The sequence below is a fragment of the Alphaproteobacteria bacterium genome, assembly GCA_041396705.1.
Taxonomy (GTDB): Bacteria; Pseudomonadota; Alphaproteobacteria; order CALKHQ01; family CALKHQ01; genus CALKHQ01.
This window is the reverse complement of the sequence record JAWKYB010000008.1, coordinates 100,390-125,778: the sequence shown is the minus strand read 5'-3', so window position 1 is coordinate 125,778 and position 25,389 is coordinate 100,390. Positions and strand designations below refer to the sequence as shown.

23 protein-coding genes and 1 pseudogene are annotated in these 25,389 nt (G+C 70.0%); 13 read left to right on the top strand and 11 right to left on the bottom strand.

Annotated features, from left to right (window positions below):
* The first annotated feature begins 88 nt into the window (after window positions 1-88).
* From R3F55_13035 to R3F55_13015, 5 genes are all read left to right on the top strand, one after another.
* The gene (locus R3F55_13035; protein MEZ5668337.1) at window positions 89-1,558 is read left to right on the top strand and encodes a PLP-dependent aminotransferase family protein; all 1,470 of its coding nucleotides are present in this window, start codon (window positions 89-91) and stop codon (window positions 1,556-1,558) included.
* A 102-nt stretch (window positions 1,559-1,660) separates the two neighbouring features.
* Complete coding sequence (locus R3F55_13030) at window positions 1,661-2,926, top strand: YcaO-like family protein (GenBank protein ID MEZ5668336.1); 1,266 nt, start codon at window positions 1,661-1,663, stop codon at window positions 2,924-2,926.
* Window positions 2,923-4,242: a TfuA-like protein gene (locus R3F55_13025; GenBank protein ID MEZ5668335.1), complete on the top strand. Its 1,320-nt coding sequence runs from the start codon at window positions 2,923-2,925 to the stop codon at window positions 4,240-4,242. Before R3F55_13030 ends, R3F55_13025 begins: the two co-directional genes overlap by 4 nt.
* Window positions 4,243-4,289: 47 nt before the next feature.
* Window positions 4,290-5,654 (top strand): hypothetical protein, encoded by a 1,365-nt coding sequence (locus R3F55_13020; GenBank protein MEZ5668334.1) that lies wholly within the window; start codon window positions 4,290-4,292, stop codon window positions 5,652-5,654.
* A gap of 162 nt (window positions 5,655-5,816) precedes the next feature.
* A complete protein-coding gene (locus R3F55_13015) occupies window positions 5,817-6,365 on the top strand; it encodes a hypothetical protein (protein MEZ5668333.1) in 549 nt (182 codons plus the stop codon).
* A 151-nt stretch (window positions 6,366-6,516) separates the two neighbouring features.
* Here the strand turns inward: R3F55_13015 and R3F55_13010 are convergent, their stop codons facing one another.
* Window positions 6,517-7,011 carry a GNAT family N-acetyltransferase gene (locus R3F55_13010; protein ID MEZ5668332.1) on the bottom strand — a complete coding sequence of 165 codons (495 nt, stop codon included), beginning with the start codon at window positions 7,009-7,011 and terminating at the stop codon, window positions 6,517-6,519.
* Between the two features lie 177 nt (window positions 7,012-7,188).
* Here R3F55_13010 and R3F55_13005 point away from each other — a divergent pair, with 177 nt between their 5' ends.
* Window positions 7,189-8,955 carry a tetratricopeptide repeat protein gene (locus tag R3F55_13005; protein MEZ5668331.1) on the top strand — a complete coding sequence of 589 codons (1,767 nt, stop codon included), beginning with the start codon at window positions 7,189-7,191 and terminating at the stop codon, window positions 8,953-8,955.
* A 102-nt stretch (window positions 8,956-9,057) separates the two neighbouring features.
* Here R3F55_13005 and R3F55_13000 read toward each other — a convergent pair whose 3' ends face one another.
* The gene (locus R3F55_13000; protein ID MEZ5668330.1) at window positions 9,058-9,309 is read right to left on the bottom strand and encodes a hypothetical protein; all 252 of its coding nucleotides are present in this window, start codon (window positions 9,307-9,309) and stop codon (window positions 9,058-9,060) included.
* A 210-nt stretch (window positions 9,310-9,519) separates the two neighbouring features.
* On the opposite strand from R3F55_13000, the gene R3F55_12995 reads away from it, so the two are divergent.
* Complete coding sequence (locus tag R3F55_12995) at window positions 9,520-10,587, top strand: homocysteine S-methyltransferase family protein (GenBank protein ID MEZ5668329.1); 1,068 nt, start codon at window positions 9,520-9,522, stop codon at window positions 10,585-10,587.
* Between the two features lie 13 nt (window positions 10,588-10,600).
* Here the strand turns inward: R3F55_12995 and R3F55_12990 are convergent, their stop codons facing one another.
* From R3F55_12990 to R3F55_12975, 4 genes are all read right to left on the bottom strand, one after another.
* The gene (locus R3F55_12990) at window positions 10,601-11,479 is read right to left on the bottom strand and encodes a nitrilase-related carbon-nitrogen hydrolase (GenBank protein MEZ5668328.1); all 879 of its coding nucleotides are present in this window, start codon (window positions 11,477-11,479) and stop codon (window positions 10,601-10,603) included.
* A gap of 14 nt (window positions 11,480-11,493) precedes the next feature.
* Window positions 11,494-12,705: an MFS transporter gene (locus R3F55_12985; protein MEZ5668327.1), complete on the bottom strand. Its 1,212-nt coding sequence runs from the start codon at window positions 12,703-12,705 to the stop codon at window positions 11,494-11,496.
* A 133-nt stretch (window positions 12,706-12,838) separates the two neighbouring features.
* Window positions 12,839-13,681 carry an RNA polymerase sigma factor gene (locus tag R3F55_12980; GenBank protein ID MEZ5668326.1) on the bottom strand — a complete coding sequence of 281 codons (843 nt, stop codon included), beginning with the start codon at window positions 13,679-13,681 and terminating at the stop codon, window positions 12,839-12,841.
* 84 nt (window positions 13,682-13,765) lie between these two features.
* The gene (locus tag R3F55_12975) at window positions 13,766-14,734 is read right to left on the bottom strand and encodes an MBL fold metallo-hydrolase (protein MEZ5668325.1); all 969 of its coding nucleotides are present in this window, start codon (window positions 14,732-14,734) and stop codon (window positions 13,766-13,768) included.
* A 346-nt stretch (window positions 14,735-15,080) separates the two neighbouring features.
* On the opposite strand from R3F55_12975, the gene R3F55_12970 reads away from it, so the two are divergent.
* The 5 genes from R3F55_12970 to R3F55_12950 all read left to right on the top strand — a co-directional run bounded on the left by R3F55_12970 (window position 15,081) and on the right by R3F55_12950 (window position 19,858).
* The gene (locus tag R3F55_12970; GenBank protein MEZ5668324.1) at window positions 15,081-16,220 is read left to right on the top strand and encodes a TRAP transporter substrate-binding protein; all 1,140 of its coding nucleotides are present in this window, start codon (window positions 15,081-15,083) and stop codon (window positions 16,218-16,220) included.
* A 97-nt stretch (window positions 16,221-16,317) separates the two neighbouring features.
* Window positions 16,318-16,947, top strand: a complete 630-nt coding sequence (locus R3F55_12965; protein ID MEZ5668323.1) for a TRAP transporter small permease subunit — start codon at window positions 16,318-16,320, stop codon at window positions 16,945-16,947.
* Between the two features lie 3 nt (window positions 16,948-16,950).
* On the top strand, window positions 16,951-18,303 hold the full coding sequence (locus R3F55_12960; GenBank protein MEZ5668322.1) for a TRAP transporter large permease subunit: 1,353 nt from the start codon (window positions 16,951-16,953) through the stop codon (window positions 18,301-18,303).
* Complete coding sequence (locus R3F55_12955) at window positions 18,296-19,663, top strand: amidase (GenBank protein ID MEZ5668321.1); 1,368 nt, start codon at window positions 18,296-18,298, stop codon at window positions 19,661-19,663. The genes R3F55_12960 and R3F55_12955 overlap by 8 nt, the downstream gene beginning before the upstream one ends.
* 3 nt (window positions 19,664-19,666) lie before the next feature.
* Window positions 19,667-19,858: a hypothetical protein gene (locus R3F55_12950; GenBank protein ID MEZ5668320.1), complete on the top strand. Its 192-nt coding sequence runs from the start codon at window positions 19,667-19,669 to the stop codon at window positions 19,856-19,858.
* A 16-nt stretch (window positions 19,859-19,874) separates the two neighbouring features.
* Here the strand turns inward: R3F55_12950 and R3F55_12945 are convergent, their stop codons facing one another.
* The 5 genes and pseudogenes from R3F55_12945 to R3F55_12925 form a co-directional block, all read right to left on the bottom strand.
* Window positions 19,875-20,207, bottom strand: coding sequence for a hypothetical protein (locus R3F55_12945; protein ID MEZ5668319.1), 333 nt, complete (start codon window positions 20,205-20,207; stop codon window positions 19,875-19,877).
* Between the two features lie 82 nt (window positions 20,208-20,289).
* Window positions 20,290-21,284, bottom strand: a pseudogene (gene egtD / locus R3F55_12940) (L-histidine N(alpha)-methyltransferase).
* The gene (egtB, locus tag R3F55_12935; GenBank protein MEZ5668318.1) at window positions 21,284-22,555 is read right to left on the bottom strand and encodes an ergothioneine biosynthesis protein EgtB; all 1,272 of its coding nucleotides are present in this window, start codon (window positions 22,553-22,555) and stop codon (window positions 21,284-21,286) included. Before egtB ends, egtD begins: the two are co-directional and overlap by 1 nt.
* Before the next feature lie 417 nt (window positions 22,556-22,972).
* On the bottom strand, window positions 22,973-23,815 hold the full coding sequence (locus R3F55_12930) for a phosphoenolpyruvate hydrolase family protein (GenBank protein ID MEZ5668317.1): 843 nt from the start codon (window positions 23,813-23,815) through the stop codon (window positions 22,973-22,975).
* 129 nt (window positions 23,816-23,944) lie between these two features.
* Complete coding sequence (locus R3F55_12925; GenBank protein MEZ5668316.1) at window positions 23,945-24,553, bottom strand: hypothetical protein; 609 nt, start codon at window positions 24,551-24,553, stop codon at window positions 23,945-23,947.
* 364 nt (window positions 24,554-24,917) lie between these two features.
* On the opposite strand from R3F55_12925, the gene R3F55_12920 reads away from it, so the two are divergent.
* Window positions 24,918-25,349, top strand: a complete 432-nt coding sequence (locus R3F55_12920) for a CBS domain-containing protein (GenBank protein ID MEZ5668315.1) — start codon at window positions 24,918-24,920, stop codon at window positions 25,347-25,349.
* Window positions 25,350-25,389: the final 40 nt, after the last annotated feature.

Sequence of the window (25,389 nt, the reverse complement as noted above, 5' to 3'; positions counted from 1 at the left end):
ATCGGGGCGGCGTGCTCGGGCGCGGTACCGCGACGGCGCGAGATCGCCTAGACTGGACCTGAAGAACGCAGCTTTCCGGTCCGGCACGATGGGTCCAATCGACAGCCAGCTCAGCTATCCGCTCGACCTGATCGCGCTCGAGGCCGGGCTGGCCAAGCCGCTGCACCGGCAGCTGTGCGACCAGCTGCGCGAGCTGATCCTCGGCGGCGCGGTGGCGGTGCGGTCGCGGCTGCCGTCGACCCGCACCATCGCGCGCGAGCTGGCGATCTCGCGCAACACCGTGGTCAACGCGCTCGACCAGCTGGTCGCCGAGGGCCTGCTGGAGGGGCGCCGCGGCTCCGGCTTCCGGGTCGCGGACGTCGGCCTGCCGGCCGGGGCGGCGGGCGACGGCACGGCGGCGGCCCGGCGCATGCCCGACCTGTCCGCCCGCGGCGCGCTGATGGCGGCGCAGCCCAGGGTTCGCACGATCCCGGAGCATGCCGCCTTCCATCCCGGCACGCCTGAGCTCGACCAGTTTCCGTTCAAGACCTGGGGCCGCCTGCTGGCGCGGCGCGCCCACACCGGCGGCCAGGACCTGTTCGGCTATCACTACGTCGCCGGCCACCCCGACCTGCGCCGGATGATCGCCGCCTTTCTCGGCACCATGCGGCGGGTGCGCTGCACCGCCGAGCAGATCGTCGTCACCACCGGCGGCCAGGCGGCGCTCGACCTGCTCGCCCGGCTGCTGCTGGCCGAGGGCGACACGGTGTGGATGGAGGAGCCCGGCTATCTGGGTGCGCGCGGCGCCTTCCTCGCCGCCGGCGCCCGGCTGGCGCCGCTTCGCGTCACCCGCGACGGTTGGCAGATGCCGGCCGCCGCGCCGCCGCCGCGGCTGATCTACCTGACGCCGTCGTGCCACCACCCGCTCGGCACCACCATGCCGGTGGAGCAGCGGCTGGCGGTGCTGGACATCGCCCGCGCCGCCGACGCCTGGGTGATCGAGGACGACTTCGACGGCGAATACACCTTCCGCGGCCAGCCGCTGCCGGCGATGCAGGGGCTGACCGACGAGGAGCGGGTGATCTATGTCGGCACCTTCGCCAAGACCCTGGTCCCCGCCATGCGGCTCGGCTTCGCCGTGCTGCCGGGCACGCTCGCCGAGCGGATCAAGCCGGCGATCGCCGGCACCGGCCAATTCCCGCCGCTGCTGCTGCAGGCGGCCCTGGCCGACTTCATGGAGCGCGGCTTCTTCTTCCACCACCTCAACCGCATGCGCCGGCTGTACGGGCGGCGCCGGGCGCACTTCCTGGCGCTGCTCGACCGCCATCTCGGCGACTGGCTCGACCCGATCGACGGGCGCACCGGCATCCAGGTCGCCGCGCTGCTGCGCCGACCGGTCGACGACCGCGCGGTAGCGGCGGCCGCCATTCGCGGCGGCGTCAACCTCGCCCCGCTGTCGGTCTACTATTTCGCCGAGCCCGCCTATCGCGGCGTGCTGATGGGCTATGCCGGCATTCGCGAGGAGGAGATGAACCGCACCATCCCCAAGCTGGCCGCCATCCTGCACGGCCTCGGCTGACGCGCGGCGCAGAGGGGCTGGCGCGGGCGGGCGCCATCGGGGATGCTGCGGGCATCGCGCCCGAACAGCACGCCGACCGGACCGAGCAGACCCCGTTAAGCCATGACGCTTCCCGATCCCCTGCGCATCCTGCTGGCCGAGGCCGCCGACGAGTCGCGGTCGGCGAAGCATTACCTGGCCGGCGCGCACCGGGCCTGCGACCCGGCCGAGACCTTCCGGCGCGTCGAACCGAGGCTGGCCGAATTCGGCATCACCCGGGTCGCCGACGTGACCGGGCTCGACAACGTCGGCATCCCGGTGGTGATGGTGCACCGGCCCAACAGCCGCTCGCTCGCCGTCTCCCAGGGCAAGGGCGCTACGCTGGACGCGGCGCGGGCGTCCGGCGTGATGGAAGGCATCGAGCTGCATCATGCCGAACACATCGACCTGCCGCTGCGCTACGGCAGCCGCCGCGATATCGCCCGCGTCCTGGCAACGGTCGAGCCGCACGACCTGCCGCTGATGGCCGGCACGGCATTCGACGACGACCGCCCGCTGCTGTGGGTCGACGCCGTCGACCTGGCCAGCGGCGAGGCAGTGGCGGTGCCCTACGACGTCGTCCACACCAACTATGCCCAGCCGATGCCGCCGGACGCCGGCTGCTTCGACGCCAGCACCAACGGCCTCGCCTCCGGCAACACGCTGGCCGAAGCGGTGTGCCACGGCCTGTGCGAGGTGATCGAGCGCGACGCGGTCAGCCTGTGGAACCTGAGCCCGCCGGACCTGCGTGCCGCGGCGCGGATCGACCCCGCCACCATCGATTCCGGCCTCGCCGCCGACCTGCTGCAGCGCTTCGAGGCCGCCGGAATCGCCGCGGCGCTGTGGGACGTGACCGGCGACGTCGGCGTGGCCAGCTTCGCCTGCGGCACATGGGAGCATGACGCGGTCGAGGCCAACCCGACGCTGGGCACCGGCACCCATCCGTGCCGGGCGGTGGCCGCGGTGCGCGCGATCACCGAGGCGGCGCAGATCCGCCTGACCTATATCTCCGGCGCACGCGACGACCTCAGCGACGCGGCCTATGCCGACAGCGGCCGCCGCGCACGCATGCGCTATCTGCGCGCGCTGCTGGGCGATGCCGATACGCCGCTGGCCGATTTCCGCGACGTGCCGGACTACCGGTCCGACAGTGCCGCCGCCGATCTGCGCTGGGTGCGCGGCCGGCTCGCCGCCGTCGGGCTGGACCGGGTGCTGGCGGTCAACCTGTCGAAGCCGGCCCACGGCATCGCGATCGCACGGGTCGTCGTGCCCGGCCTGGAGGGCATCGACTCCCATGCCGAATATGTGCCCGGGCGGCGGGCGCGGGCCTTGCTGGGCGACGACGGATGACCGCGGTCGTCTTCGTCGGCCCCAGCCTGCGGCCGGGCGACCGCGCCGCCGCGGCGGGCCTGCAGCTGCTGCCGCCGGTCCGCCAGGGCGACGTCGTGCGCGCCGTGCGCCGCGGTGCCTCCGCCATCGGCATCGTCGACGGCTATTTCGACAGCGTTCCGGCGGTCTGGCACAAGGAGATCCTGTGGGCGATGGCCGAGGGCGTGCCGGTGCTGGGCAGCAGCAGCATGGGCGCACTGCGCGCGGCCGAGCTGCACGGCTTCGGCATGATCGGGGTCGGCCGCGTGTTCGAATGGTACCGCGACGGCGTGTTCTGGCAGGACGACGCGGTGGCGCTGACCCACGGGCCGGGCGAGGTCGGCTATCCGGCGCTGTCCGAGCCGCTGGTCAATGTCCACGCCACCGCGCTCGCCGCCCGCGAGGCCGGCGTGCTCGACGCGACCGCGGCCGAGGCGCTGGTCGAGGCCGCGCGCGCGATCTTCTACAAGCGGCGCAGCTGGGACGCGGTGCTGGATGCGGCGGCGGCACAGGGCATGGTCCTTGACGACTTCCGGGACTGGCTCGGATCCGGCCGGGTCGACCAGAAGCGGCACGACGCGCTGGCGCTGCTCGCGCAGCTGCAGGCGATCGCGGCGGACCGCCGCCCCGCCACCCCGGTGCGCTACCGGCTGGCGTGGACCAACGTGTGGGACCGCCTGCATCGGCGCGCGATCGGCGAGGCGGCGCAGCGGCCGGCCACGGAGGTGCGCGACGCGGACGTGCTGGACGAATTGCGGCTGCGTCCCGGCGACTACCGCGCGGTTGCGGCGGCCGCTCTGCTGCGGCTGGCCGCCCAGGGCGCGGTCGAATCCGCCGCCGGCGACGACGACGCGACCGTACTCGCCGCCGCGCTCAATGCGCTGCGGCTGCGCCACGGGTTGATGACCCGGGCCGGTCTGGAGGCGTGGATGGCGGAGAACGGCCTGACCGGCGAGGCGCTCGGCCGGGTGCTGGCGGGCCGTGCGGCGGTGGCCGCGGCGGCCGGCCGTCACGCCGACCTGCTGGCCGGCGCGATGCTCGACGAACTCGGCGCGGAAGGCCGCTACGGGCCGCTCGCCGCCCGGGCCGCAACCAAGCGGGCCGCGCTGGACGGCGCCGGTTCCGGCCCCGCGGTCAGCGCCGCCGCGCTGGTCGATTGGTACTTCGGTGCGGGGCTCGGCGCGCCGGTTCCCGACGACCTCGATGCCTTCTGTCGCGAGATTGGACTCGACAACCGCGAGGCGTGGTACCGAATATTGCGTCGAGAACATCGTTACCGGGCGCTGGCGCAGACCTAGCCGATCCCAGCAGGGCCGCCCGGGCAAGTGATATTGGACACGACCTCATGCACCAACGCCACGGCACCCGTGTCAGGCTGTTTCCGATTCCGCCCTATGCCGAGCCGGACCTCGTGCCCGACACCGTGACGCTGCGCCCGCCGTCGGGAAGCGTCGGCCCGGGCCCGTGCGACGACCGCATCCTGGCGCTGAGCCCGATCGGCAAGATCGCGCCGTACGGCTTCGTCGGCGGCGGCCCCGCCGGTTCGCGGCTCTCGCTGCCGCCCTGGACCGGGCCGGTCGGCTTCGGCGTCGTGCCCGACGGCGACGGCCATCTCGACCGGATTCCGGTCGATTCGCCCGATTTCCCCCTGGTGCATGCCTATGGCACGGCCCGGTTCGTGCTCGACATCTGGGAAGACTATTTCGGCCGCACCATTCCCTGGCACTTCGCCGACAGCATCGACCGGCTCGAGGTCAGCCTGTTCGAGGATTGGGACAATGCCCAGGCCGGCTACGGCTTTCTCGAGCTTGGCGCGCACCGCGACGAGGATGGCGGCCGTCGGCCGTTCGCGCTGAATTTCGACATCGTCGCCCACGAGCTCGGCCACCTGATCGTGTATCAGGAGGTCGGCCTGCCCGAACTGGACGTGGCCAACGACGAATTCTTCGGCTTCCACGAATCCGCCGCCGACATGGCGGCGCTGGTCGCGCTGCTGCACTTCGACTCCGTTCTCGACCGGCTGATGGCGCGCACCCGCGGCAACCTCTATGCCCTGAACGAGCTCAACCGGTTCGGCGAGCTGTCGAACAGCGCGCAGATCAGGCTGGCCAGCAACGACGTCCGCATGACCGCCTTCGTCGACGGCTGGGACGACGAGCACCTGCTGGCCCAGCCGCTGACCGGCGCGCTGTTCGACCTGCTGGTCGACATCTTCCACCGCGAGCTGCGCGACCGCGGCCTGATCCCGCGCCAGCTGGCCGAGATGGCCGACGGCATCACCGGGATGCCGCACATGGCCGACGAGATCCAGGCGTGGTTCGACCGGCTCTATCCGGTCGATCCGGCCGGCTTTCGCAGCGCGCTGACCGAGACCCGCGACCTGGTCGGCCGCTATCTGGCGCTGGTGTGGGAATGGCTCGAATGCAACTGCATCGGCTATTCGGACGTCGAGCAGGCGGTGATCGAGGCCGACGCGGTGCTCACCGGCGGCCGCTATCGCAAGTCGATCGGCGAGAATTTCGCCTGGCGCCGCATCGGCGACGTTCCGCTCGGCCCCAGGCGCGGCAAGACATTTTCGCAGAGCCATGCAACGTCCGCGCGAACGCTGACGCCCGATGACGGCGCCATTGTCGCAAAACGGCCATTGCATTGCCGTCGGCGGCATGTTTCAATTCGCGGTGTAAAAGGGGGGATCGCCCGTTTGCGCTAGACGCGCGATTGTATGCGGCGGGTGAAGCAGGCAGCCTCGGATTTGCCCTTTTTTCGCAATTCGCTCCTGTTCAATCCAGATTGATAGTGGTCCACGATGCCTGTTTTCGAATCCCTACTGAATTCCTCAATGGTTCATCTTTTCGGTCGTGAAATCAGAGACTTGGTGATCAATGCCGGCGCCGAGCTGAAGGGCGGGGGCGATCCCGACGCGCCCGAAGGCAATGCGCCGGGTCCGCAGCAGGCCGGAACCAACCAGTTCCTGCGCAAGCAGTTCGCCGACAAGGATGCCCGGCTCGCGCGCATCTACGGCTTCAGCTACGAGGGCCAGTACTACGATCTGGCCCGGCCGGTGATCATGCTGGTCCATGGCGAGGGCCGCGATCCCGAACAGGCCCGCGGCAGCGTCAGTCCGGCAGGCGGCCTGGCCGACGATGCGCGCAATGCGGGTTTCGTCGACCTGTCCGGGGTCGGCGGGCGTGACGGCCAGTTCTCCGCCGGCATCCGGGTCTGGGCCTATGACCAGGCCGATTTCTCGATCCGGATCGAGGTCGACACCGGCACGATCGGCGAGATCCTGCTCGGCGTCGAGCTGGACGACGACGGCGCCTCGTCGGTTGCCGCCGGCGGCCACGCCAGGGCCGGCGGTCACGCGCGGGCGGGCGGTCACGCCCGTGCCGGCGGCCACGCGCGCGGTCGCGGCGACGACTGACGCCGGCCGATCCTCCGGCGTCGTGCGGCTGCGCGGCATGGCAAACCGACCGCCGTTGGCGCGTTCGACGGTTCCCGGCTTCTGAAGGAAGAATGGCATCGCCCGACGCGGCACCATCCGGGCGCGTGCCGCGCCGGCCTGCCGGGTGGCGCTAGCGCGGGACGAACTCGAGGTCGAGCCGCCAGTCTTCGCGGGCGACCTGACTGAAGCCCTTGCGCTCGTAAAGGGCCCGCGCGCGGTTGTTGTGTGCGACCGACAGCGCGATCCGGCGACGGTGGTGGCGGGCATAGGCGATGAGACCGTCGAGGATCGAAGAGCCGATACCGCGCGCCCGCCATTGCGGCAGCAGATGCATCTGGTTCAGGATCAGGCCGCTGCCGTCGTCGGTGACCTGCAGCCAGCCCGCGTCCGCCTGGTCCGCAACGACGACGAGGACGTCGCTCAGCCGAAACGAGGACCGCAGCTTCTCGAGCATGTCCGCCGGCTTCCACGCGTCGAGCGGGCGCAACAGCGGTTCCATCGTCATCACGTAAAGGCGTTCGCAGAATGGGTGATCGTTTTCCTTGGCCCGGCGCAGCCGCCAGTGAACAGGCTGCGACGGGTCGGGCTCGATAAACCGGGCCCATTCCGGTACCGAATGTGACATTTGCTTAATGATCCGCTCATGATGACTCGGTCGAATCTTTGCGATTGGCTAGGCGGTCCTGGAGAATTGACGCGTTGCTCGCTGTTCATGTGTTGCGGTAGCATTTGAGCGGGCGCCGCGATGCCATGCGCCCCTGGGGATTCTTGCCAACAATCGTCCGATCTTAAGCGCCCGGTCATGGCCCTGCCAATCCCGCAACGTGGTGATCGCAAACTGGCCGCGATCCTTTTTGCCGACATCTGCGGCTATGCCGGGATGATGAGTCGCGACGAGGACGCGACTCTCAACCGGGTGACCCAGGCGATGGGCCAATTGCGCACGCTGGTCGGCGACTATGGCGGCCAGATCGCCAACATCGCCGGCGACGGTGTGCTGGCGGTGTTCGAGACGGCATCGCAGGCCACCAACTTCGCGATCGAGCTGCAGCGCGAAATGGCGCGCAGCGCGGTGTGGACCGCGCCGGAGGACGCCATCGCCTTCCGGGTCGGGATCAATGTCGGCGAGATCATGGATTCCGACAGCGGCCTGCACGGCAACGCGATCAACGTCTGCGTGCGGGTGCAGGACCTGGCGGAGCCGGGCGGCATCTGCATCACCGAGGTCGTCCGCCAGGCGCTGGCCGGCTCCATGCCGGGGCGCACGCGCGCCATGGGCCCGCAGGCGCTGAAGAACATCGGCGAGCCGGTCGAGGTGTTCGAGCTGGACTTCGACGAAGGCGCGACGATCGTTGCCGCCGAGCCGCGGCGCGACCCGATGGTGAAGGTCCGGCGCGCCGAATCGGCCTCGATCGCGTTGCTGCCGTTCGCCAACCGGTCCGGCAACGCCGGCGACGAGCATCTGTGCGAGGGCGTGGTCGGCGACGTGGTCAACCAGCTGACGCGGTTCCGCGGCCTGCTGGTCACGGCGACGCACTCGGCCCGCGTGCTGGTCTCGCGCAACGTGCCGGTCGACCAGATCGGCCAGCGGCTGGGCGTGCGCTACCTGCTGCAGGGCGGGGTGCAGCGCAACGGGCGGCGCCTGCGGGTCAATGTCGAGCTGATCGAGGCGGCGACCGAGGAGCATCTGTGGTCGGAACGCTACGAGGGCGAGCTGTCCGAGGTGTTCACGATCCAGGACGACATGACCCAGCGGATCACGGCCAGCCTGGCCGTGCAGGTCGGCGAGGCGGAGCGGCGGCGCCTGGTCGACAGCGCGCCGAGCGACCTGCAGGCCTATGGGCTGATCCTGCGCGGCCAGTATCTGGCCTCGCAGTGGCGGCGCGAATCGGTGGCCCATGCGCGGCGCCTGTTCGAACAGGCGACCAAGACCGACCCCGATTACGCCCGCAGCTATGCGTCGATGTCGCGCGCGTTCAACCTGGACTGGCGCTATCGCTGGTCGGATTCGCCGGAGACGCGGCTGCAGCAGGCGATCGACCTGGCGCGCGCCGCGGTCAGCCGCGACCCCTACGATTCGCGCGGGCATGCCGAGTTGGCCTTCGCGTTGCTCTACAACAAGGACTATTCGGCCTCGCTGGCGGCCTATGAGCGGGCGCTGAACCTGAACCCCAACGACGCCGACCTGCTGGCGGAAGCCGGCGACGCCCTGACCTATCTCGGCGACGCCAAGCGGGCCGAGAAGCTGATCATCCGGGCGATGCGGCTGAACCCGTACTACCCGGACTGGTACCTGTGGTACCTGGCCGACGCCTATTTCGACCTCGGCGACTACGAGAAGACGATCTCGGTGGTGAAGCAGATGTCGGACCGCACCGAGGGCCATCGCCTGCTGGCGTCGAGCTATGCCCACCTGAACATGATGTCCGAGGCGCGCTATCACGCCAACGAGGTGATGCGCATCCACCCGACCTTCTCGATCTCGCACTGGCGCGTGGTGCTGCCGCACAAGGACCACGACAAGATGGAGAATTTCGTCGCCGGGCTGCGCAAGGCCGGCCTGGAGTAGTCGCGGGCGCCGGTCCGTCCTGCCGCCCGGCCCCGGGGACGGGACGGTCTGGGAGGGGCAGAAACGGAAGGACGGACCGGCCGCGCCGCCGGGGGGTGGCGCCTACTGGCGCCAGAACGGCTCGCCGAAATTCACCTGCCCGGGATCGGTCAGCAGCCCGGCGCCACCGCCGAGCAGGCCGCCGACCAGGGCTGCGGCGCCGACGTTGCCGTCGACGACGGCCGCCCCGGCCGCAGCGGTGCCGGCACCCAGCGCGGCGCCGCTGACGGCGCGGTCGGCAGGGTTGGCGCCGCAGCCGGAAACGACGCCGGCGACCAGGATGGCGACAGTGCCGAGGGTCGTGAGCTTGGCCATGGTATCCAATCCTTGCTTCCGCGGCGGCGGGGACTTCGCCGCCAACGAGGCAAGTCTGCCCGATCCGCGCTGAACTTCGAATGCAGGCGCGGTTATTTCTGTTTAAGAAGCGCCGGCGCTTGCCGGGGCGCAACAGTGTTGCCGTGGCGGCATCCGTCGCCCACAGTGCGGTCGGGTCGGCGCAGCCGGCGCCGTGCGAAGGGAACGCCGATGCCCGATCGAACCGAGTCGCCTGCCAGTCCCGGCCTGATGGCCCGCCTCGCCGCCGGGCCCGTGCTGTGCGCCGAGGGCTACTTGTTCGAGCTCGAACGTCGCGGCTACCTCCAGGCCGGCGCCTTCGTGCCGGAGGTGGTGCTGGAGCATCCGGAGGTTGTCAGCGCCCTGCATCGCGAGTTCGTCCATGCCGGGTCCGACGTGGTCGTCGCCTTCACCTATTACGCGCACCGCGAGAAGCTGCGCCTGATCGGCCGCGAGGGCGACCTGGAGCCGATGAACCGCGGCGGGTTGCGGCTGGCCCGCGCCGTGGCGCGCGAGACCGGCACGCTGTTCGCCGCCGACATCTGCAACACCAACATCTTCGACCCGGCCGACCCGCAGTCGGCGCGCGAGGCCCGCGCCATGTTCGACGAGCAGGTGGCGTGGGCGGCCGACGAGGGCGCCGACTACGTGATCGCCGAGACCTTCTCGTGGCGGGCGGAAGCGGCGCTGGCCCTCGCGGCCGCGCAGGCGGCCGGCCTTCCCGTCGTCGTCACCTTCGCCATCCATGGCGAGGGCCGGACCCGCGACGGCTTCGCGCCGGCCGACGCGTGCAGGGCGCTGGCCGATGCCGGCGCAGACGTGGTCGGGCTGAACTGCATCCGCGGGCCGGCGACGATGCAGCCCTATCTGGCCGCCGTGGTCGATGCCGTCGCCTGCCCGGTGGCCGCGCTGCCGGTCGCCTACAGGACCGACCATGCCCACGCGACGTTCGAATCGCTCAGCGACGGGCTGGTCGCGGCCGCCGACCTGCCGGCCGGGCGATCCTTCCCGACGGCGCTCGACCCGTGCACGGCGACCCGCTACGAGATGGCGGCCTTCGCCCGCGATGCGCTGGCCGCCGGCGTGCGTTACATCGGCGGCTGCTGCGGCACCGGCCCCCACCACATCCGCGCGATGGCCGAGGCGATCGGCCGCCGCCCGGCGGCCAGCCGCTATTCCGCCGACATGTCGAAGCACTATGCGCTCGGCAACGCCCGCGGGCTCAGGCGCAGCAACCAGGACTACGCCGACCGGCTGTAGCGGCGCCGCCGTCTCAGCCGTCGTCGCGGATGAACTCCGGCACGCCGAGCTTGCCGATCAGCCGCTCGGTCTCGCGGTGGACCAGCGCGATGTTGCTGTCGCGCACGGTGGGCAACTGCTGGCGGGCGCGACGCAGCGCGTCGTAGTCGAGGTCGGCGGTGATCAGCGCCTCGTCGGGCCCGGCCTCGGCCAGGGTCTGGCCGAACGGATCGAGGATGCGCGAGCCGCCCCAGAAGCTGAGCTCGCCCTCGGTGCCTGTGCGGTTCACCATGATCGCCGGCGCGCCGTACATCATCGCGTAGAAGCGCATGGTCAGCGCCCAGCCGCCGGGGTTGTCGAAGCGGGCGCCGACCGCCTCCAGCGCCGAGCTGACCGGCGCCAGCAGCAGCGTGGCGCCGTGCAGGAAGGCCAGGTGGGTCAGCGCCGGGTTCCACAGGTCGGCGCAGATCAGCAGGCCCGCCCGCCAGTCGGCATCCAGCGCATGGGTGTCGACGAAACGGCCGCTGGCGAAGTGCTTGCCCTCCTCCAGCAGGCCGTAGGTCGGCAGGTTGACCTTGCGGTGGAGGTAGGCCAGCCGGCCGTGATGCAGGATCGCGGCCGCGTTGTAGAACTGCGCGGCCGGTCCCTCCTCGATGAAGCCGATCACCACCGCCATCGGGCCGGCGGCCTCGGCCAGCCGCTTCAGCCGCGGGTCGGTGCGGCGGATGGCGGCGTTCAGCAGGTCCTCGGTGCCATGGTGGCCGGTCAGCGAAAGCTCCGGCATCACCATCAGGTCGAGCCCGACGGCGCGTCCCCGGCCGATCCAGTGCAGGTGCCTGTCGACATTGGCGTCGAGCGCGCCGACCGTGCTGGCGAACTGGGCGGCGCCGACCCGGAGCAGCCTGCCGGCCATCGCGACCCGCCGGCTCAGGCGCGCTGCCGCCGACGGTGCAGCGACAGCCACGCGATGGCGGCGCCGGCCACCAGCAGCGCCGGCCCCATGGCGTATTGCACCGCCTGCCAGCCATAGGCGTTGAGCAGCGCGCCGGAGCTGAACGAGGCGATCGACACCAGCCCGAAAACCAGGAAGTCGTTCAGGCCCTGGACCTTGGCCTGCTCCTCCGGCGTGTGGCTGGAGGCCAGCAGGCTGGTCGCACCGATGAAGGCGAAGTTCCAGCCGAGCCCGAGCAGGATCAGCGCGACGTAGAACTGGGTCAGGTCGATGCCGGTCAGCGCGACCACGCCGCAGCTTGCCAGCAGCGCCAGCCCGACCGCCATCACCGGCAGCTGGCCGAAGCGGGCGATGATGTTGCCGGTGAAGAAGCTGGGCGCGAACATCGCGAAGGCGTGCCAGCGCACCACGTCGGCGGCGTCGTCCGGGCTGTAGCCGCAGCCCACCATGGCCAGCGGCGTGGATGTCATCACCAGGCTCATCAGCGCGAAGGCGATCATGCCGCACATCATCGCGACGATCACCCGCGGCTGGCCGAGGATCTCGCGCAGCGAACGGCCGGCGGCGCTGCCCTTGGCCCGCTTGGGCGGCGTCGGGATGTCGAGGAACAGCAGCACCACGGCACCGACGAGGTTGATCGCCAGCATCGCGCCATAGGCGCCGGCGAAGGGGATCGGCGCGAAGTGGTCGCGCGTGTGGGTGAGGATCTCCGGCCCCAGCAGCGCGGCGACCAGCCCGCCGGCCAGCACCCACGAGATCGCCTTCGGCTTGAACGCGTGCGAGGCGGTGTCGGCGGCGGCGAAGCGGAAATACTGCTGGAACGACTGATAGACGCCGACGACGGCCGCGCCGACGACCAGCAGGGCGAAGCTGCCGATCAACAGCGCCTGCATGCACAGGAAGGCGCCGACGGTGGCGGCCGCCGCACCGGTCAGGAAGCCGATCCGGCGGCCGACCCGGCCCATGTAGAGCGAGGCGGGCGCCGCGGTGCACATCGACGCCACCACGACCGCGGAAATCGGCAGCGTGGCCAGCGCCGGGTCCGGCGAAAGATAGGCCCCGGCGAGGCCGCCGAGGATGATGTGCATCGGCATCTGCGAGCCGAGGATGGCGTGGGCGAGGAACAGCACCGCGACGTTGCGCTTGGCGCGTCCGCTGTCTGTCTCGATGGTGGTCGCGATTGCCATGCCGGGCCCTTTCCGCGCGGCGCTCCCGCGCACAGGCCCGGCACGATAGACGAGCTTCGCCCGGCTGCGAAGTGACGACCGGCACCTGCGACAGCCGGTCCGACGCGGCGGCGGCGCCGGCCGCCGCCTGGGATCAATGACCGCAGTCGCTCTCCGGCTCGGTGCTGCCGCGGCCTTCGTCCTCGACCCGCTTGGTGCCGCGCCAACAGGCGTCGTGCAGGGCCTGGGTGCGGCCACGGTCGACGTCGGCGGCGCGAACGATCCCGACCCGGTCCTGGTAGTCTGCGATCGCCGGCGGTTCCTCGCCCTTGCGGCCCTCCGGCGAGGCGTCGCGCAGGCCCTTGCACTGCCAGCAGGCGCCGGTCTTGTTGACCAGGGCGCACAGCCCGTCATAGGCCGCCGTCATCTCGGCGCGGGCCCGCGTCAGCCGGCCGCGCAGCGCACCCTGGGAAATGCCCAGCGCTTCGGCCGCCTCGCGGTTGCCGAAGTCCATCACGTCGCGCAGCACCAGCGCGGCCTGGTCCTCCGGCGCCAGCGAGCGGCCGACGCATGTGAAGCAATAGGCGATGTGCTCGCGCGCCTCGTACATGTGGTCGGCGGAGAACAGCGCCATGCCGACCGCCCCGGCCAGATCCTCGGACTTGGCGCATTCGTTGGCATAGGCGACCTGGGAGCGTGCCCGCCATCGGCGCTGGCCGCGCAGATGATCGACCGCGGCACGGGCGCCGATAGCGCACAACCAGGTGCCGAAGGCGCTGTCGCCGCGGAAGTCGGCGATGCTGCGCCAGGCGCGCAGCAGGGCTTCCTGCACCAGTTCGTCGGTGTCGTCGGGGTGGCCGACCAGCCGGCGCACCACGGCGCGCAGCCGGCGCTGGTGCTGTGCGGCCAGCCGGTCGAACGCGGCCCGGTCGTGCCGGCGCGCCGCCGCGACCAGTGCGGCCTCTTCGCCCGCCGGCGCGTCGATGGCGGTGGTCATGGTCGGGTCTCCAATGTGAACGGGCATGGTGTTGGTCCTTTCGGCAAAGGTAAAGCGGTTGCTGCGTGGCCCGGCGCGCGGCGGTCAGTCGGGCAGCTGGGCCAGCACGGCGCGCAACTGCAGCTCCATCGCCGCCTTTGCGTCCTCGAGCGAGAGTTCCGCCGCCACGACCGGGGCGGAGAGTGCGGCCAGGAAGCCATAGGCCGGATCGTCGGCCCTCGCGGCCATCGCCGCCGCGACCGCGTCGATCTCCGCGGGATCGAGCGCGCCGTCTGCCGCCGCCTCGGCCACCGCCGTGCGGAATGCGCGCAGCTGGTCGGCCTGTTCGTCGAGAATGCCTCGGTCGAACGGGTGCCAGGTTGCATCGTCGGGCCGGCTGTCGTGTCCGAGATAGACCGGCGTGTCCGGCGCCAGCGCCGCATGCAGGCGCGCGAGCGACGCCAGCCAGTCGGCGGAGTGGCCGGACTGCACGAAGGGCGGAATGCCGTACATCGCGATGTCGCCGACGAAGGCGGCGCGCTGGCCGTCGGCCTCGGCGAGGAACCAGACGTCGTCGTAGGACTCGCCCGCCCCGGCGTCGTGCAGCGTGATGGTGACCCCATCCACGCTGAGGGCGGCCCCGTCAGCCAGCAGCGTGTCGGGCCTGCGCCGGTTCTCCGGCAGCGGCAGCCGCGCCGCGTAGACCGGGTCCCAGGTGTCGTAGTGCCGGCCGACGCCGGCGCCGGACACGAACGGCACGTCAGGGCCGGCCACGTAGCCGATGCCGCCGTAGTGGTCGATATGGGCGTGGGTCAGCAGCACGGCGGCGACCGGCTTGCCGATCGCGTCGGCCATCGCGCGGATCGCGGAGCCGTCGATCTCGCCGAAGCCGGTATCGACGACGACCACATGGGCGCCTGTCTCGATCAGATAGGCGTTGAGGTGGCCCGCCATCGGGTTGGCATAGCGGTGGACGACGAAGCCGGGGCCGGCTTCGGCTTGCGCCGCCTGCACGGCGGCAAGGCAAAGGGCGGCGGCGAGCAGCTTTCGAGCCTGCATCTGCAGCGTGGGCATGGGACGGTCCTCCTGGTCGGAATCGGGTTCACAGGAGGTTTGACGTGCGGGCGGCGGGAACCTGCTATCATATTGAATTTCAACGGTGAAATCGTGCGGCTCGACGCGTGCGGCGGGCCGGGCGCGCGACCCCCTGGGGGCGGTCAAGGAAATCTCACAATGAAAGAATTGTGATTCGCCGTTCACCGTCGTACAAGGCGGACAGCCTGGGTGAGCGGGTTCATGGGGGTTTGCCGGAACGGCGAATCGGACCCAGTGTTAGCGCTCACCCGCGGTCGGCTGCCGTCGTCGCGGCGGGGACAGCAGCGGGTGCGAACCAGAACAAGATCGACGAGGGAGAAACGGAATGTCTGATCGGACCGAAAACAGGGTGGGCCGACGCAAGTTCCTCAAGGCAGGCGGTGCGACCGCGGCCGCGGCGGCGGCAAGCGCGCTGGCGGCGCCGGCGATCGTCCGGGCGCAGTCGCCAGTGGTGCTGAAGATGCAGTCGTCCTGGAGCGCCAGCGACATCTTCCAGGAAATGGCCCAGCAATATGCCGACCGCGTCGCGGCCATGTCCGGCGGCAAGCTGACCATCGACCTGCTGCCGGCGGGTGCGGTGGTGCAGGCCTTCCAGGTGCAGGACGCCTGCCATGACGGCGTGCTCGATTGCGCCCACACGGTGACGGCCTACTGGTACGGCAAGAACAAGGCGGCCTCGCTGTTCGGCACCGGCCCGGTGTTCGGCGCCAACGCCTCGCAGATCCTGGCCTGGATCCAGTATGGCGGCGGCAAGGACATGTACCGCGAGCTGGTGCAGGACATCCTCGGGCTCAACCTGGTCGGCTTCTTCGCGATGCCGATGCCGACGCAGCCGCTCGGCTGGTTCAAGGAGCAGATCACCTCGGCCGAGCAGATGCAGGGCCTGAAGTACCGCACCGTGGGCCTGGCCACCGACATCATGCAGGGCATGGGCCTGAGCGTGACCCAGCTGCCGGGCGGCGAGATCGTGCCGGCGCTGGAGCGCGGCGTGATCGAGGCGTTCGAGTTCAACAACCCGACCTCGGACAGCCGCTTCGGCGCGCAGGACGTCTCCAAGGTCTACATGATGGGCTCGTACCACCAGGCGGCCGAGTTCTTCGAGATCATCTTCAACAAGGACCGCTTCGACTCGCTCGACCCGGAGATGCAGGCGATCCTCGAATACGGCGCCGAGGCGGCGAACACCGCCAACTACGGCCTGGCCATGAACCAGTATTCGGCCGACCTGCAGAAGCTGATCAACGAGGACGGCGTCAACGTCTACCGCACGCCGGAATCGGTCATGCAGGCCCAGCTCGCATCGTGGGATACCGTGCTGGCCGACCTGACCCAGGACGAGTTCTTCGGCCGGGTGGTCGAGAGCCAGCGCCAGTGGTCGGAGCGCGTCGCGTTCTACGACATCATGAACACCGCCGACTACAAGCTGGCGTTCAAGCACTACTTCCCCGGCAAGATCGAATTCTAGTCGGGGCGGCTGCGCATGCGCGGGCCGGGATGGATGAATCCCGGCCCGTTTTGTGTTCGTCTTGCGCGCCGGTGAGACGCAGACCCGGGGGCAGATGATGAAGGCCTACATCGCCTTTGCCGACAAGGTGTCGTCCTGGTTCGGCAAGGCTTTCGCCTGGTGCATCGTGATCATGACGCTGGGCGTCAGCTACGAGGTGTTCGTGCGCTACGTGCTGCGCGACCCGACCTCGTGGGCGTTCGACCTGTCCTACATGATGTACGGCTCGCTGTTCATGATGGCCGGCGCCTACACCCTGTCGCGCGACGGCCACGTCCGCGCCGACGTGTTCTACCGGCTGTGGCCGCCGCGGGTGCAGGCGACGGTCGAGCTGGTACTGTATTTCATCTTCTTCTTTCCCGGCATCCTGGCGATGGTCTTCGCCGGCTGGAACTATGCCTCGCGCTCCATGCGGTACATGGAGGTCAGCGTGATGAGCCCGGCCAACATCCCGATCTTCCAGTTCAAGCTGGTGATGGTCGCGGCCGGCGCGCTGCTGATCATCCAGGGCATCGCCCAGGTGTTCCGCTGCATCCTGTGCCTGCGCACCGGCCGCTGGCCGCGCAAGGCGGCCGACGTCGAGGAGATGGAAAAGCTGCTGGCCGACCAGCATGCCCGCGAGGTGCTGGCCCACGGCAGCGAATCCATCGACGTGGTCGCGCCCGGCAAAGCCAACGATCGGACCTGACGCATGAGCGATCCCGCAGTCGCCGTGATGATGCTGGGCGTGTTCATCGTCCTGATCATGCTCGGCTTTCCCATCGCCTTCACGCTGATGGCGCTGGGTGTCGGCTTTGGCTACTACGCCTATTACGAGCCGGAGCGGATGCAGACGCTGCTCGACAACAACGTCTTCAATCTGTTCGTCAACCAGACCTACTCTGTCATGTCGAACGACGTGCTGACCGCTGTCCCGCTGTTCCTGTTCATGGGCTATATCGTCGAGCGGGCGAACATCGTCAGCCGCCTGTTCTCGACCCTGGCCATCGCCACCCGCGGCATTCCCGGCTCGATGGCGGTCGCCGCGCTGATCACCTGCGCCCTGTTCGCCACCGCGACCGGCATCGTCGGCGCGGTGATCACGCTGATGGGTCTGCTGGCCTATCCGGCAATGCTGAAGGCCCGCTACAACACCAACTTCGCCTCGGGCGTGATCTGCGCCGGCGGTACGCTCGGAATCCTGATCCCGCCGTCGATCATGCTGATCGTCTATGCGGCGACCTCCGGCGTTTCCATCGTCAAGCTCTATGCCGGCGCGCTGCTGCCGGGCTTCCTGCTGGCCGGACTCTATGTGGTCTACGTCATCGGGCGGGCGGTCGTGCAGCCCAGCGTCGCGCCGAAGCCGCGGCGCGAGGACTACGAGGGCGTCACCGGCGGCCAGCTGGCGATCATGCTGTTCACCTCGTTCGTGCCATTGGCGGTGCTGATCCTGTCGGTGCTCGGCGCGATCCTTTTCGGCCTGGCGACGCCGTCGGAGGCGGCGGCGATCGGCGCGCTGGGCGGCGTGGTGCTGGCCGTGGCCTATCGTGCGCTGACCTGGGAACGGCTGCGCGAGTCGGTCTACCTCACCGTGCGCACCTCGGCGATGGTCTGCTGGCTTTTCGTGGGCTCGTGGACGTTCTCGTCGGTGTTTTCCTATCTCGGCGGCGAGCAGTTGATCGGCGAGTTCGTCACCGGGCTCGACCTGTCGCCGCTGATGTTCCTGATCCTGGCCCAGTTCATCATCTTCCTGCTCGGCTGGCCGCTGGAATGGTCGGAGATCATCATCATCTTCGTGCCGATCTTCCTGCCGCTGCTGGACCATTTCGGCATCGACCCGCTGTTCTTCGGCATCCTGGTCGCGCTCAACCTGCAGACCTCGTTCCTGACCCCGCCGATGGCGATGTCGGCCTACTACCTCAAGGGCATCGCGCCGCCGCACGTCATGCTGGTGCAGATCTTCAGCGGCTGCATGCCGTTCCTGATGATGGTGTTCCTGTCGATGATCGTGGTCTATGTCGTGCCCGAGATCGTCTACTGGCTGCCGGACCTGGTCTATGGCTAGCGCCGGGCGCAGGCCGGGGCCGGACCCGGCGACGCTGCCGCTCGACCAGCTGCGCGGTTTCCTCGCCGACGGCGCGCTGTCGGCGGTGGCGGTGGCCGAGGCCTTCCTCGCGGTGATCGAGGCGAAGGAGCCGCAGGTGCAGGCCTGGGCGTTCCTCGACCGCGCGCTGGTGCTGCAACAAGCCGCCGCGCGCGACGCGCAGCGCAAGGCGGGCCAGCCGATCGGGCCGCTGCACGGCCTGCCGGTCGGCGTCAAGGACGTGATCGACACCGCCGACATGCCGACCGAGAACGGCACCGTGCTCGACGCCGGCCGCCGTCCGCGGCGGGATTCTACCGTCGCCGCGCGGTTGCGCGCGGCCGGCGCGGTGATCATGGGCAAGACGGTCTCGACCGAGCTGGCCTATTTCTCGCCCGGCAAGACCCGCAACCCGCACGACACCACCCGCACGCCCGGCGGCTCGTCGTCCGGTTCGGCCGCGGCGGTCGCCGCCGGCATGGTGCCGCTGGCCATCGGCACCCAGACCATGGCCTCGGTGATCCGCCCGGCCGCTTTCTGCGGCGTGGTCGGCTTCAAGCCCAGCCACGGCTCGATCGGCCGCAGCGGCACGCTGCTGCTGTCGCGCGAGCTGGACACCATCGGGGCGTTTGCCGCCGACATCGACGGGGTGGCGCTGTTGGTCGACGCGCTGGAAGGCCACGACCCCGACGACCCGGATACCGCGCCGCGCGCGGCGAGCCGACTGCTTGAGAACGCACGGGCCGCGCCGCCGGTCGAGCCGCTGTTCGCCATGGTCCGCACCCCGGTGTGGGACCAGGCCGAGCCGTCGACGGTGGCCGCCTTCGCCGAGCTTGCCGAGGTCCTCGGCGAGCGCTGCGACGCGGTCGACCCCGGCCCGGCGTTCGCGGAAGGCTATGCCGCCCACCGCACCACCATGGCCGTCGGCATGGCCCGCAACCTGCGCCGCTATCGCGCCCGGGACGAGAGCGCGCTGAGCGGGCGGATGCGCGAATTCCTGGCGGTCGGCGCGGACATCCCGGCCGTCGACTTCCTCGCCGCCCAGGACTGGCGGCAGGTGCTGAACGCCGGCCTGGACAAGGTGTTCGAGCGCTATGACGCGATCGTCACGCCGGCGGCCGCGGGCGAGGCGCCGCAGGGCCTCGACGCCACCGGCAACCCGATCTTCGGCGCGCTGTGGACCTTCCTCGGCGTGCCGGCGATAACCCTGCCCCTGCTGACCGGACCGAGCGGGATGCCGATGGGCGTGCAGCTGATCGGTCGCCGGGGCGAGGACGGCCGCCTGCTGCGCAACGCACGACGGCTGGCGCAACTGGTGGAACAGGCGGCCACGGAGGACTGAGCGATGACGATGCTGGACCGGGTTCTCGCCTTCCTCGCCATCGCCGGCCTGCTGGCCTTCGTCGGCGTGATCGGCGGCTTCGTACTCGAGGTCGACCTGATCGCCGTTTTCGCCATCGGCGGCGCGCTGGCGATCTACGACTTCGTCAACTCGTTCCGGGCGAAGCCGAACGGCAACGGCCAGCCTCGCGACTGATCAGCCGCGCGACTGATCAGCCGCCGGCAAGCCCCATCACGATCTGACCGCCGGAGGTCTGCGAGCGGCTGGTGCTGCCGTTGGGCAGCCGCGCCTCGACCGTGATCGCGCCGTCGCTGTCGATGGTGCACTGGATCGCGCTGGCTGCGAAGCTCAGCGCCATCGGCGCCGGGCCCTGGCGCACCTCCTGGCGCGACGTCCCGTTCTCCGTCACCGTGCAGGTCAGGTCGACCGCCGTGCCGGCGCCATCGGCGACGATCGACAGCGTGATCGGGCCCTCGGCGCCGGCCGTGGCCGGTATCGCCATCAGCGCAACCGCCAGTGCGGCGACGCCTCCCCTCGCATCCATGGCTTGCCCCCCAAAACGCGTTGCCTGGAACCGACGGCATGGAGGCTGACGGCCGAATGTGGCGAAAGCCGGGCGGCGGCCGTCACGGGGCGAGCAGGTGCACCGAGAACAGCGCGGCCGGGTCGGTCCACACCGCACGGCCGGTCCAGCCCGCCCGTGCCGCAAGCCGGCCGAATCCGTCGAGAGTGTATTTGTGCGAGTTCTCGGTGTGGATGGATCGCCGGCGGCGAAGGCGAAGCGGCGGCCGGCCACCGCCGCGGCCTGGTCCCGCGTGCTGACCAGGTGCATCTCGACGCGGCCGCGGTCCGGGTCGTAGCGCGCCTCGTGGCGGAATCCGCCCAGGTCGAAGTCGCCGCCGAGCTCGCGGTTGATCCGGGCCAGGAGGTTGAGGTTGAACGCGGCGGTCACGCCTTCGTCGTCGTCATAGGCCGCCTGCAGTACGGCCGGATCCTTGCGCAGGTCGACGCCGATGACGAACAGGTCGGCCGCCATGTCGCGGCGCAGCCGCGCCAGCAGCTCCTCGGCCGCCCTGGGCTCGAAATTGCCGATGGTCGAGCCGGGGAAGAACAGCAGCCGCTTGCCGTCGCCGGCCTTGCCCGGCAGCCGGAACGGCCGGCTGAAGTCGGCGGCGACCGGCGCGATCGTCAGGCCGGGATAGAGCTGCCGCAGCGCGGCCGCGGCCGCGTGCATGTGCCCCGCCGAGATGTCGACCGGCAGATAGCGCGCCGGGCTGTCCAAGGCCGACAGCAGGATCCGGCTCTTGATGCTGGCGCCGCTGCCCAGCTCGACCACCTCCGCGCCGGGGCCGGCGGCATCCGCGATCGCGTCGGCGCATGCGCGCAGGATCGCGGTCTCGGTCCGGGTCGGGTAGTACGCCGCGAGTTCGCAGATCGCGTCGAACAGGGCCGAGCCGCGGGCGTCGTAGAGATACTTGCAGTCCAGCGTCTTCTGCGCGCGGCCGAGGCCGTCGACCACCGAGCGGGCGAAGGCCGCCCGGTCGGCGGCTTCGTCGGATCGGCCGCCGCCGGGCTCGTCGCCGCCCTGCGGCACGTCGTCGAGATCGTAGTCGTCCAGCATCACAGGTCCTCCGCCAGCCGCAGCCCGGAGAACTGCCAGCGCTTGTCGGGATGGAAAAAGTTGCGGTAGCAGGCGCGGACATGGCCGTCCGGCGTGACGCAGGAGCCGCCGCGCAGGACGTACTGCCCGCTCATGAACTTGCCGTTGTACTCGCCGACCGCGCCCGCCGCCGGCCGGAAGCCGGGATAGGCGACGAACGGGCTCGCGGTCAGCTCCCAGACGTCGCCGAACATCTGCAGCAGGCCGGGCGCATCGCCGGCCGGGGCGGGGCGCAGCCGGCCGCTGCCGGCGAAGTTGCCCTCGACCGGCAGGCCGGCGGCGGCATGCTCCCATTCCAACTCGGTCGGCAGCCGCTTGCCGGCCCAGCGGGCATAGGCGTCGGCCTCGTAGTAGCTGACGTGGCAGACCGGGGCGGCCGGGTCGACGCTCTGCATGCCGCGCAACGTCATCGTGCGCCAGGCGCCCTCGTCCCGCTGCCAGTACAGCGGCGCCTGCCAGCCTTCGCGCTGGCACACCGCCCAGCCGTCGGACAGCCACAGCGTCGGGGCGCCATAGCCGCCGTCGTCGATGAACGCCTGCCACTCGGCGTTGGTCACCGGCCGCGAGGCCAGCCGGAACGGCCGCAGCAGCACGTCGTGCCGCGGCCCTTCGCTGTCGAAGGCGAAGCCCGCGCCGTCGTGGCCGACCGTCGCGACACCGCCCTCGAACGCCACCCAGGTCGTCTCAGGCGCCGCGCCCGGCCGCACCGCCAGCGGCTCCGGCTTGCGAAAGGCCGGGCGCAGCGGATTCTGCGCGAACAGGTGCAGGATATCGGTCAGCAGCAGCTCCTGGTGCTGCTGCTCGTGGTTGAGCCCCAGTTCGATGACGTCGCGCTGCGTCGGCGGCAGCGGGCGGTCCAGCAGCTCCGCCATCGCCGCATCGACATGGGCGCGGTAGGCGCGCACGACATCCAGGCCCGGCCGGGTCAGCATCCCGCGCCGCGGCCGCGGATGCCGCGCGCCGACGGCCTCGTAGTACGAGTTGAACAGATAGCCGAAGCGCTCGTCGAACACGCGGTAGCCGCGCGCCGCCGGCACCAGCACGAAGGTCTCGAAGAACCATGTGGTGTGCGCCAGGTGCCACTTTGCCGGGCTGGCGTCCTCCATCGACTGGACCGTCGCATCGGCGTCGCTGAGATCGCGCGCGAGATCGAGCGTGTCCTCGCGCACCGCGGCGAAGCGTGCGGCAAGCCCGCGCGCCGCGGCGCTTCTGCGGAATGGCGTCGTCTGCATCGTCCTCCCCCGTTCGTCGTCCGCCGCGCCCCAGCCTCGGCGGCGCAAACAGCTCTCCTCCGGCGCGAATGGCCTTCCGCGCCGTGTCCGGCCGGGCGTTCTTGGGCCCGGCCTTCGATCGATCTGGAAATAGCGGGGGCTGCAGCGTCGCCGCCGGCCCCTCTTGTCCGCCGACACCGCGATGCGCGCGGGCCGGCCACGTGTCACCGCAAAGGCGGCGATATCCGGAACAAAAGCAAAACTAGGGGCCGGACCCGCCGTACGTCAACCCGTCGAACCGCCCCTGCTGACAACATTGCGTCAGCAGGGGCGGCCGTGCCGGGCGGAACATCCGGGACAAGGCTGCCCGGCATTCGCTTCAACGCGTCCGCGCGCGAAAAGTTCGTCCGCTGCGGTCGGCACCGGGCAACCGCGCGGTCAGGCTGTGCCGCCGCCGGCGATCGCCTTGAACTTCCGGGTCTGTTCGGTCAGCGCGACCTCCACCGGCAGACGCTCCATCGACGAGGCGCCGTAGAAGCCGTGGCAGTGGCGGGTGCGCGCCAGCACGAAGGCGGCGTCCTCGGGCGAGGAGATCGGGCCGCCGTGGCACAGCACGATGACATCGTCACGGACGGCCATCGCCGCCTGCGCCCAGGCATCGATCGCCGCCGGGCAGTCCGCCAGCTTGACCGCGGTTTCCGCGCCGATGCTGCCGCCGGTGGTCAGCCCGAAATGGCAGACAATGACGTCGGCGCCGGCTTCCGCCATCGCGCGGGCCTCGTCGGCATTGAACACGTATGGCGTGGTCAGCATGTCCTTCGAACGGGCCAGCCGGATCATGTCGACCTCCAGCCCATAGCCCATGCCGGTCTCTTCCAGGTTGGCGCGGAAGTTGCCGTCGATCAGGCCGACCGTGGGGAAGTTCTGCACGCCGGCGAAGCCCAGCCGCTTCAGCTCGTCGAGGAACGGGTCGAACAGGCAGAACGGGTCGGTACCGTTGACGCCGGCCAACACCGGCGTGTGCCGGACCACCGGCAGCACCTCGCGCGCCATCTCGACAACGATGTCATTGGCATTGCCATAGGCCATCATTCCGGCCAGCGAGCCGCGCCCGGCCATGCGGTAGCGGCCGGAGTTGTAGATGACGATCAGGTCGATGCCGCCGGCCTCCTCGCACTTGGCGGACAACCCCGTGCCGGCGCCGCCGCCGATGATCGGCGCACCGGCGGCCTTCTTGGCCTGGAGTCTGGCCAGCAGGGTCTGGCGGTCGAAACGCGGCATCGGCGGGCTCCCGGTCGGTGTTGCGGCCGCGGCAGCTTAGACGAATTTTCCGGCGTGGGAATCGCGACGAGGCCGCGCACTTTGGCGCGGCATTCTCGCTACGCGCGACGCGCCGGTGGGCTGGATCCGTCAGACCGTGAACTCAGTCATACGCAAGAAATAGTCGACCTCGTGCAGCTTTCCCTTGTTGGAGTCCGTCGCCTTGATCGAGGCGCCAGTAGTCGCCGGATACTGGCCGAAGGGTTTGGACTGTTGGTGGAACTGATCGTATCTGAATGAAGAGCCGTTTGCGGTGCCGGTGGTGAAGTTCATTTTTTCATCGCGCTTGTAGTATACCGAGCATTGCCCTTTCGTATAGTTGGGAATATACTCCACATACGTTCCGTTGCCTGGATCGATAACGCTTGTATCGAAGCCGAATATCTTGCCCTTGTAGCCCAGGGCGGCCGCGATGGTCTTCATTTCTTTTTTCCATTCGCCGTCCGGACCGCTCTTGCCGTAGCGGGTCTTCCGGTCGCAGCAGCCGTAGATCGCCTTGATCGCGGTTGCACCATTGTTTTTCATCAGGCTGGCGACCTCGCCCACCAGGTTGTCGGCCGGCTTGCCGGTGCCGGCGAGATGGGCTCCGTACAAGTCGTTGGTCGTCATCACGACCAGACCCATGCAACTCACCAGGTGGCGAAAGCCGACGCAGGCGTTGTCGTTGCCGTATTGATCCTCGTCGAGATAGATCGCCATCGCGTTTCCTTCTTGCTTGGCGACCGTGCGGTTCGCACGGCCCTTGTGCGTGGCTTGGCGCCGGGCGAGGCTGCGAACGCGGCCTCGGGAATGGTCCGGCCGCACGCTTGCCCGTTCGATGTGCCGCGCGGGGCGGCGTCGGGGCGGCGGCCGGTCTTCGTCATGTGGCCATCGCACGTGCTTCCGGAAGACACGGCTCGATCAGCCGGCTTCAGGATTCGGTGATGGCGCGGTGATCACGGCCGCGGCGTGTCGGCCCGACCGGACCGGGATTATGTAAATTCGGTCATCGGCGGCCTTGCGGTGTCGCTGCGCGCGGGAATGGTGTACCCTGCCTCACTGCCCACCAGAGCGGGAGGTGACGATGCTGGTTGCATCCATCCTGAAGGCGAAGGGCGACAACGTGTTCACGGCGCCGCCCGAAACCACCATCGGTCAGGCGCTGGACATCCTCAGGCGCGAGCGTATCGGCGTGCTGGTCGTAACCGGCCGGCATGGCGCGGTTTCGGGCATCCTGTCCGAGCGCGACATCGTGCATGCGATGGCCGAAGCGGATGGCGACCTGCGCACGCGTCCGATCGCCGACTACATGACCCGAGACGTGATCTGCTGCACCCCCAACCAGAGCCTTGAAGAGTTGATGCGCGAGATGACCGACCGGCGCATCCGCCATCTTCCGGTGATCGACGGGCGACGGCTGGCCGGCATCGTCAGCATCGGCGACGTGGTCAAGTACCGGCTGGGCGAGCTGCAGGCCGAGCGCGACGCGCTGCAGGACTACATCGCCACCGGCTGAGCGGTCGCCCGTCGCCGGCCGACCGCGGATTGTCGGACTC